The organism is Streptomyces sp. DT2A-34 (assembly GCF_030499515.1).
Taxonomy (GTDB): domain Bacteria; phylum Actinomycetota; class Actinomycetes; order Streptomycetales; family Streptomycetaceae; genus Streptomyces.
The window spans coordinates 2,180,829-2,196,718 of record NZ_JASTWJ010000001.1 but is presented as its reverse complement, the minus strand read 5'-3'; the positions used below and the strand labels follow the sequence as shown (position 1 = coordinate 2,196,718).

Annotated in this window: 12 protein-coding genes and 1 pseudogene; 8 read left to right on the top strand and 5 right to left on the bottom strand. The window is 69.3% G+C overall.

All coding sequences use genetic code 11. From position 1 onward, the window contains the following. The 5 genes from QQM39_RS09475 (at position 1) to QQM39_RS09455 (ending at position 5,463) form a co-directional block, all read left to right on the top strand. Positions 1 to 759 (top strand): DUF3710 domain-containing protein, encoded by a 759-nt coding sequence (locus tag QQM39_RS09475; RefSeq protein WP_301996247.1) that lies wholly within the window; start codon positions 1 to 3, stop codon positions 757 to 759. A 203-nt stretch (positions 760 to 962) separates the two neighbouring features. Continuing rightward, complete coding sequence (locus QQM39_RS09470; protein WP_301996246.1) at positions 963 to 3,539, top strand: sensor histidine kinase KdpD; 2,577 nt, start codon at positions 963 to 965, stop codon at positions 3,537 to 3,539. Then, positions 3,533 to 4,249 (top strand): response regulator, encoded by a 717-nt coding sequence (locus QQM39_RS09465; RefSeq protein WP_301996245.1) that lies wholly within the window; start codon positions 3,533 to 3,535, stop codon positions 4,247 to 4,249. The genes QQM39_RS09470 and QQM39_RS09465 overlap by 7 nt, the downstream gene beginning before the upstream one ends. A gap of 77 nt (positions 4,250 to 4,326) precedes the next feature. Then, positions 4,327 to 4,725: an OB-fold nucleic acid binding domain-containing protein gene (locus tag QQM39_RS09460; protein ID WP_301996244.1), complete on the top strand. Its 399-nt coding sequence runs from the start codon at positions 4,327 to 4,329 to the stop codon at positions 4,723 to 4,725. Between the two features lie 3 nt (positions 4,726 to 4,728). Beyond that, on the top strand, positions 4,729 to 5,463 hold the full coding sequence (locus QQM39_RS09455) for a DUF3159 domain-containing protein (protein ID WP_301996243.1): 735 nt from the start codon (positions 4,729 to 4,731) through the stop codon (positions 5,461 to 5,463). Positions 5,464 to 5,679: 216 nt separating this feature from the next. Here the strand turns inward: QQM39_RS09455 and QQM39_RS09450 are convergent, their stop codons facing one another. Together QQM39_RS09450 and QQM39_RS09445 are read right to left on the bottom strand one after the other, a co-directional pair. Next, on the bottom strand, positions 5,680 to 6,357 hold the full coding sequence (locus QQM39_RS09450; protein WP_301996242.1) for a TrkA family potassium uptake protein: 678 nt from the start codon (positions 6,355 to 6,357) through the stop codon (positions 5,680 to 5,682). Next, on the bottom strand, positions 6,357 to 7,028 hold the full coding sequence (locus QQM39_RS09445; RefSeq protein WP_274244370.1) for a TrkA family potassium uptake protein: 672 nt from the start codon (positions 7,026 to 7,028) through the stop codon (positions 6,357 to 6,359). The genes QQM39_RS09450 and QQM39_RS09445 overlap by 1 nt, the downstream gene beginning before the upstream one ends. A gap of 522 nt (positions 7,029 to 7,550) precedes the next feature. Here QQM39_RS09445 and QQM39_RS09440 point away from each other — a divergent pair. Next, positions 7,551 to 9,599 carry an APC family permease gene (locus QQM39_RS09440; protein ID WP_301996241.1) on the top strand — a complete coding sequence of 683 codons (2,049 nt, stop codon included), beginning with the start codon at positions 7,551 to 7,553 and terminating at the stop codon, positions 9,597 to 9,599. A gap of 187 nt (positions 9,600 to 9,786) precedes the next feature. After that, positions 9,787 to 11,114, top strand: a pseudogene (locus QQM39_RS09435) (class I SAM-dependent RNA methyltransferase). Between the two features lie 434 nt (positions 11,115 to 11,548). On the opposite strand, the gene QQM39_RS09430 reads toward QQM39_RS09435, so the two are convergent. Both QQM39_RS09430 and QQM39_RS09425 read right to left on the bottom strand, forming a co-directional pair. After that, positions 11,549 to 12,292, bottom strand: a complete 744-nt coding sequence (locus tag QQM39_RS09430; RefSeq protein ID WP_301996240.1) for a hypothetical protein — start codon at positions 12,290 to 12,292, stop codon at positions 11,549 to 11,551. A gap of 30 nt (positions 12,293 to 12,322) precedes the next feature. Then, complete coding sequence (locus tag QQM39_RS09425) at positions 12,323 to 12,769, bottom strand: hypothetical protein (RefSeq protein WP_301996239.1); 447 nt, start codon at positions 12,767 to 12,769, stop codon at positions 12,323 to 12,325. Positions 12,770 to 13,056: 287 nt separating this feature from the next. On the opposite strand from QQM39_RS09425, the gene QQM39_RS09420 reads away from it, so the two are divergent. Further along, positions 13,057 to 14,292 carry an IS701 family transposase gene (locus QQM39_RS09420; RefSeq protein WP_301996238.1) on the top strand — a complete coding sequence of 412 codons (1,236 nt, stop codon included), beginning with the start codon at positions 13,057 to 13,059 and terminating at the stop codon, positions 14,290 to 14,292. A gap of 213 nt (positions 14,293 to 14,505) precedes the next feature. On the opposite strand, the gene QQM39_RS09415 is transcribed toward QQM39_RS09420, so the two are convergent. After that, entirely contained in the window at positions 14,506 to 15,798 is a 1,293-nt protein-coding gene (locus QQM39_RS09415) for an IS256 family transposase (protein ID WP_301994513.1), read from the bottom strand. Positions 15,799 to 15,890: the final 92 nt, after the last annotated feature.

The following is a 15,890-nucleotide window of genomic DNA, read 5'->3' as shown; positions in this document are numbered from 1 at the left end:
GTGTTCGGACGTCGCAAGAAGAAGGGTGCCGCCGAGGACGCGGCCGGCGAGCCCGAGCAGGTCGTCGACATCGACACTGAGGCGGACGACGACGGCACGCGCGAGCGCGTACGGCTCGAACCGGAGCCGCGGCCCGACGGGCCCTGGGACAGCTCCGAGGTCCGTGACCCCGGCGAGGGCCGGGTGGACCTGGGCGGCCTGTTGGTGCCGGGCGTCGACGGCATGGAGCTGCGCGTCGAGGTCGCGGGTGACGCGATCGTCGCGGCGACCGTCGTGCTGCGCGACAGCGCCATCCAGCTGCAGGCCTTCGCCGCGCCCAAGCGCGAGGGCATCTGGGGCGAGGTGCGCGAGGAGATCGGCTCCGGCATCACCCAGCAGGGTGGCATCATCGACGAGGTCGAGGGCCCCCTGGGCTGGGAGCTGCGGGCCCAGGTGCCGGTTCAGCTGCCGGACGGCACGGGCGGTTTCCAGGTGGTGCGGTTCGTCGGCGTGGACGGTCCCCGCTGGTTCCTGCGCGGGGTGATCTCGGGCCAGGGCGCGGTGCAGCCGCAGGCGGCCGGTCTGCTCGAGCAGATCTTCCGGGACACGGTCGTGGTCCGCGGCGAGGGCCCGATGGCGCCCCGCGACCCGATCGTCCTGAAGCTGCCGAACGACGCCCAGATGGTCCCCGAGGGCGTCCAGCAGGAGGAGGCCGGTTCGCGCTTCGGCGGCGGCATGGGCCAGCTCCAGCGCGGGCCGGAGATCACCGAGGTCCGGTAGTCGTACGGCTTCGAGGGCCGCACCCCGTCACGGGGTGCGGCCCTGTCGTGTTCGTGGGCGGTCCATGCGTGGTGGCGCGGCGGCGGAGCGTCAGAGTTGCGTCAAAGACGTTCCGAGCGCCGTACCCGGCCCCATTTGTCGCGATTATTGGCCGTAAGGTCGACGCTGCGCAGACAGCAGTGGGACCGGAAGACAATAGGGCCATGGGACGCGGCAAGCTTCGGATCTACCTCGGTGCGGCACCGGGCGTCGGCAAGACGTACGCGATGCTGTCCGAGGCGCACCGCCGTGTAGAGCGGGGTACGGACTGCGTGGTGGCGTTCGTGGAGCACCATGACCGGGCCCGCACCGAGGTGATGCTGCACGGGCTGGAGCAGATCGCCCGTAACGAGCTGGGGTACCGAGGGGCCGTTTTCACCGAGATGGACGTCGACGCCGTACTGGCGCGGCGTCCGCAGGTGGCGCTCGTCGACGAGCTGGCCCACACCAACATCCCCGGCTCGCGCAACGCCAAACGCTGGCAGGACGTGGAGGAGCTGCTGGCGGCCGGGATCGACGTGATAACGACCGTCAACATCCAGCATCTGGAGTCGCTCGGGGACGTCGTCGAGTCGATCACCGGCGTACGGCAGCAGGAGACCGTCCCCGACGAGGTGGTGCGGCGGGCCGACCAGATAGAGCTGGTCGACATGTCGCCGCAGGCGCTGCGGCGGCGGATGGCGCACGGGAACATCTACCGGCCCGACAAGGTCGACGCCGCCCTGTCGAACTACTTCCGGCCCGGGAACCTGACCGCCCTGCGGGAGCTGGCGTTGCTGTGGGTGGCGGACCGGGTCGACGAGTATCTGAAGCAGTACCGCAGCGATCACCGGGTGTCGACGATCTGGGGCTCCCGGGAGCGGATCGTGGTCGGGCTGACCGGCGGTCCGGAGGGACGGACGCTGATCCGCCGGGCCGCGCGGCTCGCGGAGAAGGGCGCCGGCGGCGAGGTGCTGGCCGTGTACATCGCCCGCAGCGACGGCCTCACCTCCGCCTCACCCAAGGAACTCACCGTCCAGCGCACCCTCGTCGAGGACCTGGGCGGCACCTTCCACCACGTCGTCGGCGACGACATCCCGGCGGCGCTGCTGGCCTTCGCGCGTGGCGTGAACGCCACTCAGATCGTGCTCGGCTCCTCACGCCGCAAGAGCTGGCAGTACGTCCTCGGGCCGGGGGTCGGCGCCACGGTCGCCCGGGACTCGGGCCCCGACCTCGACGTCCACATCGTCACGCACGAGGAGGCCGCCAAGGGACGCGGACTGCCCGTGGCCCGGGGCGCGAGCCTCGGTCGGTCCCGGATCGTGTGGGGCTGGCTCATCGGCGTCGGCGGTCCGGCGCTGCTCACCCTGCTGCTCACCCACATCGACGCCGACCTCGGCCTCGCGAACGACATGCTGTTGTTCCTGACCCTGACGGTGGCATCGGCCCTGCTCGGCGGCCTCTACCCCGCGCTGGCCTCGGCCGCGGTCGGCTCGCTGCTGCTCAACTGGTTCTTCACACCGCCGCTGCACCACATCTCCATCGCCGACCCGAAGAACCTGCTCGCGCTCGTGATCTTCGTCTTCGTGGCGGTGGCGGTGGCCTCCGTGGTGGACCTCGCCGCCCGCCGCACCCATCAGGCGGCTCGACTGCGGGCCGAGTCGGAGATCCTGTCCTTCCTCGCCGGGAACGTGCTGCGCGGCGAGACCGGCCTGGAGGAGCTGCTGGAGCGGGTCCGCGAGACGTTCGGCATGGAGGCGGCGGCGCTGCTGGAGCGGCAGAGCGACGTCGACCCGTGGACGTGTGCGGGCCGGGTGGGCTCGGGGCGGGCGCCGGAGCGGCCGGAGGACGCGGACGTGGACGTGCCGGTCGGCGATCACATGGCCCTCGCGCTGGCCGGCCGGGTGCTGCCCGCCGAGGACCGTCGGGTGCTGGCCGCCTTCGCCGCGCAGGCCGCGGTGGTCCTGGACCGTCAGCGCCTGCAGAGCGAGGCCGAGCAGGCCAAGGAGCTGGCGGAGGGCAACCGGATCCGTACGGCGCTGCTGGCCGCCGTCAGCCATGACCTGCGTACGCCTCTCGCGGCCATCAAGGCGGCGGTGTCCTCGCTGCGGTCCGACGACGTGGCGTGGTCGGAGGAGGACGAGGCCGAGCTGCTGGAGGGGATCGAGGAGGGCGCCGACCGGCTCGACCATCTGGTCGGCAATCTGCTGGACATGTCGCGGCTGCAGACGGGCACGGTGACGCCGTTGATCCGGGAGATCGACCTCGACGAGGTGGTGCCGATGGCGCTCGGCGGGGTGCCGGAGGACAGCGTCGAGCTGGACATTCCGGAGACGCTGCCCATGGTCGCCGTGGACCCCGGGCTGCTGGAGCGGTCGGTGGCCAACCTGGTCGAGAACGCCGTCAAGTACAGCCCGGACGGCAGGGCCGTCCTCGTCTCCGCGAGCGCCATCGCCGAACGGGTCGAGGTGCGCGTCGTCGACCGCGGGCCCGGCGTCCCCGACGAGGCCAAGGAACGTATCTTCGCGCCCTTCCAGCGCTACGGCGACGCCCCGCGCGGTGCCGGAGTGGGCCTCGGGCTCGCGGTCGCGCGCGGCTTCGCCGAGGCCATGAACGGCACCCTCAACGCCGAGGACACGCCCGGCGGCGGCCTCACCATGGTCCTCACCCTCCGGGCGGCGGGAGCGCGCGCGGAGCTTCTCGAAGAGGGGGCCGCGTCTGTGGAGCGCCCCGCGGAACCTGAAAGGCAGGCCACATGCTGAGCCCGACCGGGGGGACCCCCCAGGCCCCCACGAGGGTGCTGGTGATCGACGACGAGCCGCAGATCGTGCGCGCCCTCGTGATCAACCTCAAGGCCCGCAAATACGAGGTGGACGCGGCCCACGACGGCACCACCGCCCTCGAACTCGCCGCCACACGCCACCCCGACGTGGTCGTCCTCGACCTCGGTCTGCCCGACATGGACGGCGTCGAGGTGATCCGGGGGCTGCGCGGCTGGACCCGGGTGCCGATCCTGGTGCTGTCCGCCCGGCACTCCTCCGACGAGAAGGTCGAGGCGCTGGACGCGGGCGCCGACGACTACGTCACCAAGCCCTTCGGCATGGACGAGCTGCTGGCCCGGCTGCGGGCCGCCGTCCGCCGGGCCGAACCGACCGGGGGCGGTGAGGACGACGTGATGGTGGAGACCGAGGAGTTCACCGTCGACCTGGCCGCGAAGAAGGTCAACCGGGCCGGCAAGGACGTACGGCTGACCCCGACGGAGTGGCATCTGCTGGAGGTGCTGGTCCGCAACACCGGGCGGCTCGTCAGCCAGAAGCAGCTGCTGCAGGAGGTGTGGGGGCCGTCGTACGGGACGGAGACGAACTATCTGCGGGTGTACATGGCCCAGTTGCGCAGGAAGCTGGAGGCCGATCCTTCGCATCCCAGGCACTTCATCACGGAGCCGGGGATGGGCTACCGATTTGAGAAGTGAGCTGGTCACAGGGGGCTGATTCCGGGGTTGGCACCAGGGGTACGAGAGTGTCGGTGCACCCCGGTAGGCTTCAAGACATGAGTGCTGTTCCTCGTTCCGAAAAGTCGGTGGGCCGGTTCCGGCGCATGCTCGACCGGCTCTCCTCGTCGCAGGAGGACCTGGAGTCCGAGGAGCTGCGGGAGGACGCCGAGACGGCCGGATGCATCAAGATCTGTGACTGCCATGACCGACAGATCGTGACGGTTACTGGTACCTTGCGCACGGTCACCCTGCGGCCGCGTGCGGGAGTCCCGGCCCTGGAGGCCGAGCTGTTCGACGGCTCCGCCGCCCTCGACGTGGTGTGGCTCGGCAGGCGCTCCATAGTCGGGATAGAGCCCGGGCGCCGGCTGATCGCATCGGGCCGGGTCTCGATGAGCCGAGGCCGCCGGGTGCTGTTCAACCCGAAATACGAACTGAGACCCCTCGGACGGGAGTAGCCGGTGACGTCGCTCGACAAGCCGACTGAAGACACCACCGACACCGGCGCAGACGCCGAGCAGGATGCCCGGGCGGTGACCGAGGCCGCGCTGTTCGAGGCCTTCGGCGGCATGCGCGGCATGATCGAGACGGTGCTGCCCGGTCTGCTCTTCGTCACCATCTACACGGTCAACAAGGACCTGCACCTGTCGGCCATCGCCGCGCTCGGGGTGTCCCTGTTGCTCGTGGTGGTGCGCCTGGTGATGCGGGACACCGTCAAGCACGCGTTCAGTGGTGTCTTCGGCGTCGCCTTCGGTGTCGTGTTCGCGATGATGACCGGCAACGCGAAGGACTTCTATCTGCCCGGCATGCTCTACACGCTGGGGCTGGGGCTCGCGTACATCATCACGACCTTGTGCGGTGTGCCGTTGATCGGGCTGATCCTCGGGCCGGTGTTCAAGGAGAACCTCTCCTGGCGCAAGCGCAACCCCGGGCGCAAGAAGGCGTATGCCAAGGCCAGTTGGGCGTGGGGGCTGATCCTTCTCGCCAAGTGCGCGATTCTCTTCCCGCTGTACTGGTGGGCGGACACGACGCAGCTGGGGTGGGTGCTGGTCGCGCTGAAGATTCCGCCGTTCCTGCTGGCCGTGTGGCTGACGTGGGTGTTCCTGGCGAAGGCGCCGGCGCCGATCGATGTGTTCGCGGAGATGGAGGCGGAGGAGAAGGCCGAGCGGGAGCGGAAGGCTGCGGCGGCCGAGTAGGCGCCGGGCGCCGCAATTGCCGTCGACGGGTTTCGCCCCCGCCGCCCCTACCCGTCCCATCCTGAAGGGGCTCCGCCCCTTCCACCCGCCAGGGGGCGGAGCCCCCTGGACCCCCGTCGGCCGTGAACGGGCCTCGTCCTCAAACGCCGGACGGGCTGGTAGGCAAGGGCGCCCCGAGATTCGGGGCGCCCTTCGTCGTCGTATCGCGCGAAGCGGCTAGCCCGCCGTGTCCTCGCGTCGCACCGACAGCAGATCCTCCAGCTGCTCCTCCCGCGCCTGCGCGGCCACGAACAGAAGCTCGTCGCCCGCCTCCAGGGAGTCCTCGCGGGACGGGGTCAGGACCCGGTTGCCGCGGATGATGGTGACCAGGGACGTGTCCTGGGGCCACTCCACGTCGCCGACCCGGGTGCCGGCCAGGGCCGACTCCTCCGGCAGGGTCAGCTCCACGAGGTTCGCGTCGCCGTGGCTGAAGCGGAGCAGGCGGACCAGGTCGCCGACGCTCACCGCTTCCTCGACCAGGGCCGACATCAGGCGGGGGGTCGAGACCGCCACGTCCACGCCCCAGGACTCGTTGAACAGCCACTCGTTCTTGGGGTTGTTCACGCGGGCCACGACGCGCGGGACGCCGTACTCCGTCTTCGCCAGCAGGGACACGACCAGGTTGACCTTGTCGTCTCCCGTCGCGGCGATCACCACGTTGCAGCGCTGCAGGGCCGCCTCGTCCAGCGACGTGATCTCGCAGGCGTCGGCGAGCAGCCACTCCGCCTGCGGGACGCGCTCGACCGAGATGGCGGTCGGCGCCTTGTCGACGAGCAGGACCTCGTGGCCGTTCTCCAGCAGTTCGCCCGCGATGGAGCGACCCACCGCGCCGGCACCGGCAATGGCGACCCTCATCAGTGACCGCCCTCCTCTTCGGGACCCTTGGCGAACGCCGCCTCGACCTTGTCGACCTCGTCGGTGCGCATCATCACGTGCACCAGGTCGCCCTCCTGCAGCACCGTCTGCGAGGTGGGCAGGATCGCCTCGCCGAGGCGGGTGAGGAACGCGACGCGCACGCCGGTCTCCTCCTGCAGCTTGCTGATCTTGTGGCCGACCCAGGCCGCGGAGGCGTGCACCTCGGCGAGCTGGACGCCTCCGGTGGGGTCCCGCCACAGCGGCTCGGCACCCGAGGGCAGCAGGCGGCGCAGCATCTGGTCGGCCGTCCAGCGGACGGTGGCCACGGTGGGGATGCCCAGGCGCTGGTAGACCTCGGCGCGACGGGGGTCGTAGATACGGGCCGCGACGTTCTCCACGCCGAACATCTCGCGGGCCACGCGCGCGGAGATGATGTTCGAGTTGTCACCGCTGGAGACGGCGGCGAAGGCGCCCGCCTCCTCGATACCCGCCTCGCGCAGCGTGTCCTGGTCGAAGCCGACGCCGGTGACCCGGCGGCCTCCGAACCCGGGGCCCAGCCGGCGGAAGGCGGTGGGGTCCTGGTCGATCACTGCGACCGTGTGCCCTTGTTGCTCCAGGGTCTGGGCCAGAGCGGAGCCCACCCTTCCGCAACCCATGATCACGATGTGCACGGCGCTTACCCCGCACTCCTCGTTAGGCGTCTGACTTGCGTGAACGTGGCGCTCATATCCTTCTCTCGGTTCGCCGGGCAACAGGCGCGGGCCGGTCGCGGACCGCTGGGCAACATCATGCCGGGGAATCCCGTCGATGATCCCTCGCGGGATGGGTCGCGGGCTCGCCTGTGCCTTGAGTCCACCGTAACGTCAGGGTCGGACACACATGGCAGGGCGTCCGGTGAGGGGCGTGAGCCCTCCCTCAGCAGCCTTCTCTCAGCGGCGGTTGAAGCTGCGGAGGCTGGCCAGTGCCAGGGCGGCGAGTCCGGCGAGCGAGGCGAGGGCACCGACGAGCTGAGCGGTCGTCTGCGACATGAGGGCTCCCGGATGTGATGAGCGTACTGACGCAGGTCATGGAGGCATGGGGACGCCCGGGAGGCCGGCGCCCGGCGCGTGCGTGGCCCGGAATTCACCCCCGCGCCGCGCGCGATTTCACCCGGATGTGCTCCGGCCCAGGCAGGGGGCCTACGATTCTCTGTTGTGTCCAAACTGACCGACGTGCCCAAGCGGATTCTGATCGGGCGCGCGCTGCGCAGCGACCGGCTCGCGGAAACGCTCCTGCCGAAGCGCATCGCACTCCCCGTCTTCGCCTCCGACCCGCTGTCCTCCGTGGCGTACGCGCCCGGAGAAGTACTGCTGGTCCTCTCCATCGCGGGCGTGTCGGCGTACCACTTCAGCCCCTGGATCGCGGTGGCGGTCGTGGTGCTGATGTTCACGGTCGTCGCCTCCTACCGGCAGAACGTGCACGCCTACCCCAGCGGTGGCGGGGACTACGAGGTGGCCACCACCAACCTCGGCCCCAAGGCCGGTCTGACGGTCGCGAGCGCCCTGCTGGTCGACTACGTCCTGACCGTCGCCGTCTCGATCTCCTCAGGCATCGAGAACCTGGGCTCCGCGGTCCCGTTCGTCGTCGAGCACAAGGTCGAGTGCGCGGTCGGCGTGATCGTGCTGCTGACGCTGATGAACCTGCGCGGCGTCAAGGAGTCCGGCAGCCTCTTCGCGATCCCGACGTACGTCTTCGTCGCGGGCGTCTTCATCATGATCGCGTGGGGTGCGTTCCGCGGGCTGGTCCTGGACGACACCATGCGGGCGCCCACGGCGTCGTACGAGATCAAACCGGAGCACGAGGGACTGGCCGGCTTCGCGCTGGTCTTCCTCCTGCTGCGCGCCTTCTCCTCCGGCTGTGCCGCGCTCACCGGTGTCGAGGCGATCTCCAACGGTGTCCCGGCCTTCCGCAAGCCCAAGTCGAAGAACGCCGCGACCACGCTCGCGGCGATGGGCCTGCTGGCCGTCACGATGTTCTGCGGCATCATCGGGCTCGCCATGGTGACCAAGGTCCGCATGGCCGAGAACCCGGCCGTCGACCTGCTGAAGGACGGTGTCGCGGTCGGCGCCGGCTACGTCCAGAACCCGGTGATCACCCAGGTCGCCGAGGCCGTCTTCGGCAAGGGCAGCTTCTTCTTCATCGTGCTCGCCGCGGCCACCGCCCTGGTGCTGTTCCTCGCCGCGAACACCGCCTACAACGGCTTCCCGGTGCTCGGCTCGATCCTCGCCCAGGACCGCTATCTGCCGCGCCAGCTGCACACCCGCGGCGACCGGCTCGCCTTCTCCAACGGCATCGTGCTCCTGGCGGGCGCGGCCATCCTGCTGGTGTGGATCTACGGCGCCGACTCCACCCGGCTGATCCAGCTGTACATCGTCGGTGTGTTCGTCTCCTTCACGCTCAGCCAGACCGGCATGGTCCGCCACTGGAACCGCCTCCTGGTCACGGAGACGGACCAGGCCAAGCGCCGCCACATGATCCGCTCCCGCGCGATCAACACCTTCGGCGCCTTCTTCACCGGCCTCGTCCTGATCGTCGTTCTCGTCACGAAGTTCACGCACGGCGCCTGGGTGGCCCTGCTCGGCATGGTGATCTTCTACGGCACGATGACGGCGATCCGCCGCCACTACGACCACGTCTCCGAGGAACTCGCCGCCCCCGAGGGACCGAGCGACGACAGCGTACGACCGTCCCGCGTGCACTCCGTCGTCCTCATCTCCAAGATCCACCGCCCCGCCCTGCGCGCCCTGGCCTACGCCAAGCTGATGCGCTCGGACACCCTGGAGGCGCTCAGCGTCAACGTGGACCCGGTGGAGACCAAGGCGCTGCGCGAGGAGTGGGAGCGGCGCGGCATCGACGTACCGCTGAAGGTGCTCGACTCGCCCTACCGCGAGATCACGCGGCCGATCATCGAGTACGTGAAGAGCGTGCGCAAGGAGTCCCCGCGCGACGCCGTGTCGGTGATCATCCCCGAGTACGTGGTCGGCCACTGGTACGAGCATCTGCTGCACAACCAGAGCGCGCTGCGGCTGAAGGGCCGGCTGCTGTTCACGCCGGGCATCATGGTGACCTCGGTGCCGTACCAGCTCCAGTCCTCCGAGGCGGCCAAGGTCCGGGCCCGCAAGCGGCAGGAGTGGAACGCGCCGGGTGCGGTGCGGCGGGGGCCGGCCGAGGAGCGGGCGAAGGAGCCGGACGCCCAGCGCTGACGGCCGGACGCCCAGCGCTGACGGCCGGACGCCCAGCGCGGACGGAAGGACCGGGGCGCGGCAAGCAGCACGTAGAGTGGTGGGCTGTTGTCAGGCCCTGAGGGACCGCCGGTCGGACCGTGCTCATGCCCGTCCTTCGACCGCTGTTTCAGGGCCGTACCCCTTCTCGATCTGGAGTCACCCCACCATGCAGGCAGAACCGAAGAAGTCGCTGGTGGGGGAGGAGTACGAGGTCGAGATCGGCCCCGTCGCCCACGGCGGGCACTGCATCGCCCGCACCGACGCCGGCCAGGTGCTGTTCGTCCGCCACACGCTGCCCGGCGAGCGGGTCGTGGCCCAAGTGACCGACGGCGAGGAGGGCGACCGCTTCCTGCGCGCGGATGCGGTGGAGGTCCTGTCGGCCTCCAAGGACCGCATCGAGGCGCCCTGTCCCTTCGCCGGCCCCGGCCGCTGCGGTGGCTGCGACTGGCAGCACGCCAAGCCGGGGGCGCAGCGCCGGATGAAGGGCGAGGTCATCGTCGAGCAGCTGCAGCGGCTCGCGGGGCTGACGCCGGAGGACGTCGGCTGGGACGGCACGGTGATGCCGGCCGAGGGCGACAAGCTGCCGGCGGGGCAGGTGCCGCAGTGGCGGACGCGGGTGCAGTACGCGGTGGACGCCGACGGCCACGCCGGACTGCGCCGGCACCGCTCGCACGAGGTGGAGCCGATCGACCACTGCATGATCGCCGCCGAGGGCGTCAGCGAGCTGGGCATCGAGAAGCGTGACTGGACGGGCATGGCCGGGGTCGAGGCGATCGCGGCGACGGGTTCGCAGGACCGGCAGGTGATCCTGACGCCGAGGCCTGGCGGGCGCCTGCCGATCGTGGAGTTGGACAAGCCGGTCTCCGTGATGCGGGTCGGCGAGAAGGACGGCGGAACCCACCGCGTTCACGGCCGCCCCTTCGTCCGCGAGCGTGCGGACGGCCGTACGTACCGCGTGGGCAGCGGCGGCTTCTGGCAGGTCCACCCGAAGGCGGCGGACACCCTCGTGACGGCGGTCATGCAGGGCCTGCTGCCCCGCAAGGGCGAGATGGCGCTCGACCTGTACTGCGGTGTGGGGTTGTTCGCGGGCGCGCTCGCCGACCGGCTCGGCGACAAGGGCGCGGTCCTCGGCATCGAGTCCGGCAAGCGCGCGGTGGAGGACGCCCGGCACAACCTGGCCGACTTCGACCGGGTACGCATCGAGCAGGGCAAGGTGGAGGCGGTGCTGCCGCGTACCGGTATCACCGAGGTGGACCTGATCGTGCTGGACCCGCCGAGGGCTGGGGCTGGACGGAAGACGGTGGCGCATCTTGCGTCGTTGGGGGCGCGGAGGATCGCCTATGTGGCGTGCGATCCGGCGGCGTTGGCGCGGGATTTGGGGTACTTCCGGGATGGGGGTATCGGGTGCGGATGTTGCGGGCGTTTGATCTGTTTCCGATGACTCATCATGTGGAGTGCGTGGCGATTCTGGAGCCGGTGGCTAAGGGGTCCTGACCTGCGGTTTTGTGCATGCGCATTATGTGCGGTATGCGCGTTACGGGCGATATCTTGACGCTGAAATGACGCTCGTGACGCTCATTTGACGCTCGTTCTGATGGGGTGTCAGGTGCCTTGTCGGGCAGGTCAGACCCTGTCGAGGTGGCGAGCACCGATGGGACGACGAGGGCAGGCGACGCTGAGTGCAGACCGACTGAGTCCTGCTGGTCAGATGTCCCGGAACAGACCAGCCAGCGCGGTGACCTGCCACGATGAGGGGGATTTGACCGCTGACCTGCGCGAATGGTCTTTCAGTTGTTCCATGCTCGTGCCGGTCGATGAAGCCGGAAGCCCCAGAAGAGTCCCAGAGGACTCCCACGACTGGCGGATGCCCTTTCGGTTCTACTCGACGTAGGGCAGGGTGGCGGTGGCGGTCAGCGGTGGCCGATGGATCACGCCTCATGCTTCCTGCGGCACGAGAAGTGCTCGGGCAACCCTTCGGGTCCTTGAAGGCTTGCGGGCTGACCGCAGCCGAAGCGGCAGAGCGGGATCGTTTGACCCGACGCGTCGACCGGAACTCTGGCGGCCTCGGTTTCCCGGGGGCGGGACTCAAGGACGATCGCGCGGCTGCCACGTGGATGCTTCGGTTCAGCCCGCACCTCCGAAGCCGGACGGTCCTCAGTGCACCTGTCGCGCCGGTCCCCCTGTCGTACGGATGGCTGGCGCTCCTTGTCGTCTAGGGCGGGCCCGTTCGCCTCTAGGTACTGCTGCCACTGTTGTGCGGGGAGCCAACCGTGGTGGCCGCCCCGCTGGAACGGGATCCGCTCACCTGCCGCAGCTTCCACGATGAACCGGGTGAGGGTCAGGCCGCCTTCCCCTGTGAAGGTGCTCGACTGATGGGCGGGCATGAGGACGCGGTGCCAGCCCCCGCAGTACCCGGCGTCGGTGGGGTTCTCCGGGTCGTAGGGCTTCTCCGGGCAACGGGTGAGCGCGCCGTTTTGGCTGCACTGCCCCTCCTCCAGGACGAAGTTGCCGTCCTGGACCGCGATGGGGTTCTTCTGCACGAGGATGACGGAGGCCGGCAGGTTGGGCGTGCGGACGTAAGGGACGGTGCCGATGCCTGCGTGGTCGGGGTCAGCGAAGTCCCAGACCGACTGAATACCGCCGCGGCGCCGGAACCGCTCCCGTGCACGCATTCCGCGGGCTGTCTGGGCGCTCAGCTGAGGCTAGCCCAGGACGATGCCGTTGGCGCCGTTGATGCGTACATCGAGGCGTACGTGCCCGTCGGCGGTCTGCGACTCGATGTCGGCGTGGAAGCCGTGATCTTCGGAGTCCTTCGCGACGCGTTCCTTGCGGGCGAGGTGTTCGTCGGACTCGTGGCTGATGGGCTTCTCCCCGGGTTTCCGGTAGTGGGAGGCAAGCCATACGCCGTCACGCTGGGCGAGGTACATGGGGACGCGTCGGCCGCGGAGGTCCCGGCAGTCGGGGCAGATGAGCCCGCGCTTCGCGACGGGGACACGTCCTCGCATGCGCAGGAGCACATTCAGGAGGTCTCGGCCCTGCGGAACGCCGAGGTCGGGGCGGTCCAGGTCGAGGTTACGGCCGGCCGGTTCGTAGTAGACGGGGTTACGGAAGAGGTCTTCGTCCCTGTCGATCTGAAGGTCGTCCTCCATTGGTACTCCCCGCAGCCGCCACGAGTAGGACTCACAACGCTACGGGGAGGGTCTGACAATCGGGGCTGAACTGCGAAAACAGGGCGCACTGAGAGACACAGGGGGGCAGTGGGCCTGCAGCGGGTCGGCTCCAGACAACTCGCAGTGCTTCGCCGCGATGAAGCGGTGGGGACGGGCGCCATCAGTTCGCGAGGGGTCGAAACTAGACGGAGCCTCGGCGGTGACCGCGACCTAGTAGTGCTTCGTTACGTTGAGTGATCTCGGCTGATCGTGGGCAGCTTCCCGGAGTGAGGTTGGGGGAAGTGGAACGGCTCCGGGGCGAGTTGGCGGAGTTCGTTGCCGATGTGTTCGGGTCGTTTCCGCGGCGGGATCAGCGGCGGTGGGGCGAGTGTTATCTGCGGGGCCTGATGCTCGACGGCCGGCGCAAGTCGATCCAGCCGATGGCCGAGCGTCTGCCGGACGGGAACATGCAGGCCCTGCAGCAGTTCGTGAACCAGTCGCCGTGGGATCCGCTGCCGGTCAGGCAGCGGATCGCCGAGCGGCTGTCCGGAGTTGTCAGGCCCGAGGTGTGGGTGATCGACGATGTCTCGTTCCCCAAGTGCGGCAAGGCGTCGGTCGGGGTGGCCCGCCAGTACTGCGGAGCGGTCGGCAAGCGGGCGAACTGCCAGGTCGCGGTCAGTGTCCATGCCGCCACCGACACTGCCTCGTGCCCGTTGGAGTGGCAGTTGTATCTGCCGCGTGAGTGGACGGACGAGCCGGACCGATGCCGCAGGGCAGGAGTCCCCGACGACGTGGTGCACCGGGAGAAGTGGCGTCTCGCGCTCGGTCTCCTGGACACACTCGCCCAGTGGCAGTTGAAGGCGCCGGTCGTGGTCGCCGACGCCGGCTACGGCGTCAGCACCCCCTTCCGGCTCGGTCTCCAGGAGCGAGGGCTGTCCTATGTCCTGGCCCTGAACGGGAAGGAAGTCGCCCACCCGGAGGATGCTGAGCCGCACCAGCCTGCGTATGGCGGGCTCGGACCGCCCACCCTTGCCCGCTACCGCACCCCACCGCGAGCCGTCTGCGTCCTCGCCGGGGAGGCGGGTGCGGAGCGGTTCACCGAGGTGACCTGGAGGCAGGGCAGCAAAGGCGCGATGACTTCGCGGTTCGCGGTGCTGACAGTGCGGCCCGCGGGCAAGCAGTCCCTGGCCGCAGCGCAGGAGGCGGGCGGCGGCCGCAACCGGTGGGACGGCGTCCTGCCCGTCCAGACACTCCTCGTCGAATGGCCGGACGGCCAGGACGCTCCGACGGACTACTGGATATCGAACCTGCCTGCCGCCACACCGGCCGCTGACCTGGTGCGGTGGGCCAAGATGCGCTGGCGGATCGAGCACGATTACCGCGAGCTCAAGCATGGCCTCGGACTGGACCACTTCGAGGGCCGCACCTGGCGCGGCTGGCACCACCACGTCACCCTCGTCACCGCCGCCCAGGCATTCCTCACCCTCAGGCGGCTCGACCCAAAAGTCCACACACCGGCCTGACCCTCTACCAGGTCCTCGACGTTCTTCAGGACCTGCTGAGGTGCTGGACCGGTACCTGCACCACCTGCGGACGCCCCCTGCCCAGCCCTCGGAGCAGCCACAGACAGCCCACAACCTAACGAAGCACTACTAGTACTGCAACGGTGTTTGTGCTGATTGCTGGGCAGTTTTCAGGGGGTCTGTCAAACGAACGGTGTAACTGGGGTGGTTGGGTTAGTGGCGGGCCGCTGAGAGCCGGCCGTCGAAGGTGATGTCGAAGGCGTTCAACGCGGTCTTCCAGCGCATGGTCCATCGGGCTTGGCCCTTGCCGGTGGGATCGAGGGACATGATGGCCATGTAGACGCACTTCAAGGCGGCCTGCTCGTTCGGGAAGTGTCCGCGGGCCTTGACTGCCCGCCGGATGCGGGCGTTGACCGACTCGATCGCGTTCGTGGTGCAGACGATGCGGCGGATCTCGGTGTCGAAGCGCAGGAACGGAGTGAACTCCTCCCACGCGTTCTCCCAGAGTTTGACGATCGCCGGATACTTCCTGCCCCAGGCGTCGGCGAACTCCGCGAACCGGTCCAGGGCGGCCTCCTCGGTCGGCGCGGTGTAGACGGGCTTGAGGAGCCTGGCGATCTTGTCCCAGTCCTGGCGGGCGGCATAGCGGAAGGAGTTCCGCAGCAGGTGGACCACGCAGGTCTGCACGATGGTGCGGGGCCAGACCGTCTCCACCGCCTCGGGCAGTCCCTTGAGCCCGTCGCAGACGAGCATCAGCACGTCAGCGACGCCGCGGTTCTTGATCTCGGTGAGGATGTGCAGCCAGTGCTTGGCACCCTCCCCGCCGTCGCCGGCCCACAGGCCCAGAATCTCGCGCCGGCCCTCGACGGTCACGGCCAGGGCCACGTAGATGGGCCGGTTGGCGACTGCGCCGTCGCGGATCTTCACGTGGATGGCGTCGATGAAGACCACCGGGTAGACGGCGTCGAGTGGGCGGCTTTGCCATTCGGCCATGCCCTCGAGGACCTTGTCGGTGATGGTGGAGATGGTCTGCCGCGAGACCTCGGCGCCGTAGACCTCGGCCAGGTGGGCCTGGACCTCGCCGGTGGTCAGGCCCTTCGCGGCAAGCGAGATCACCATCTCGTCGACGCCGGTCAGGCGCTTCTGCCGCTTCTTGACGATCTTCGGCTCGAACGAGCCGTCCCGGTCTCGGGGCACGGCTATCTCCACCGGCCCAACCTCGGTCAGCACGGTCTTGGAGCGTTTGCCGTTGCGGGAGTTGCCGCCGTCCTTGCCCGCCGGATCGTGCTTGTCATAGCCGAGGTGGTCGGTGATCTCGCCCTCCAGGGCGGACTCCAGCAGCCGCTTGGTCAGCTGCTGGAGCAGCCCGCCCTCACCGGTCAGCTGCAGACCCTCTGCCTGCGCCCGGCTCACCAACTCGTCGATCAGCTGGTCGTCGACGGCCTTCGCCGACACAGCCGCCGCCGACTCGCCGACCTCGTGCTCGGCCACGTTCTCACTGGTCATCGGTGCATCTTCCATGATCGGGAGTTACACCGAACGATTTACAGTCCCTTTTCAGGGGCTGTGTCCGCGTCGCTTGTAGTGGCTGACGCGGG

What these genes read in the sequence shown, in the direction of transcription:
- QQM39_RS09470 (WP_301996246.1), top strand. Translation starts at nt 963, where the DNA reads ATGGGACGCGGCAAGCTTCGGATCTACCTCGGTGCGGCACCGGGCGTC.
- QQM39_RS09465 (WP_301996245.1), top strand. Translation starts at nt 3,533, where the DNA reads ATGCTGAGCCCGACCGGGGGGACCCCCCAGGCCCCCACGAGGGTGCTG.
- QQM39_RS09460 (WP_301996244.1), top strand. Translation starts at nt 4,327, where the DNA reads ATGAGTGCTGTTCCTCGTTCCGAAAAGTCGGTGGGCCGGTTCCGGCGC.
- QQM39_RS09450 (WP_301996242.1), bottom strand. Translation starts at nt 6,357, where the DNA reads ATGAGGGTCGCCATTGCCGGTGCCGGCGCGGTGGGTCGCTCCATCGCG.
- QQM39_RS09430 (WP_301996240.1), bottom strand. Translation starts at nt 12,292, where the DNA reads ATGCGTGCACGGGAGCGGTTCCGGCGCCGCGGCGGTATTCAGTCGGTC.
- QQM39_RS09425 (WP_301996239.1), bottom strand. Translation starts at nt 12,769, where the DNA reads ATGGAGGACGACCTTCAGATCGACAGGGACGAAGACCTCTTCCGTAAC.
- QQM39_RS09415 (WP_301994513.1), bottom strand. Translation starts at nt 15,798, where the DNA reads ATGACCAGTGAGAACGTGGCCGAGCACGAGGTCGGCGAGTCGGCGGCG.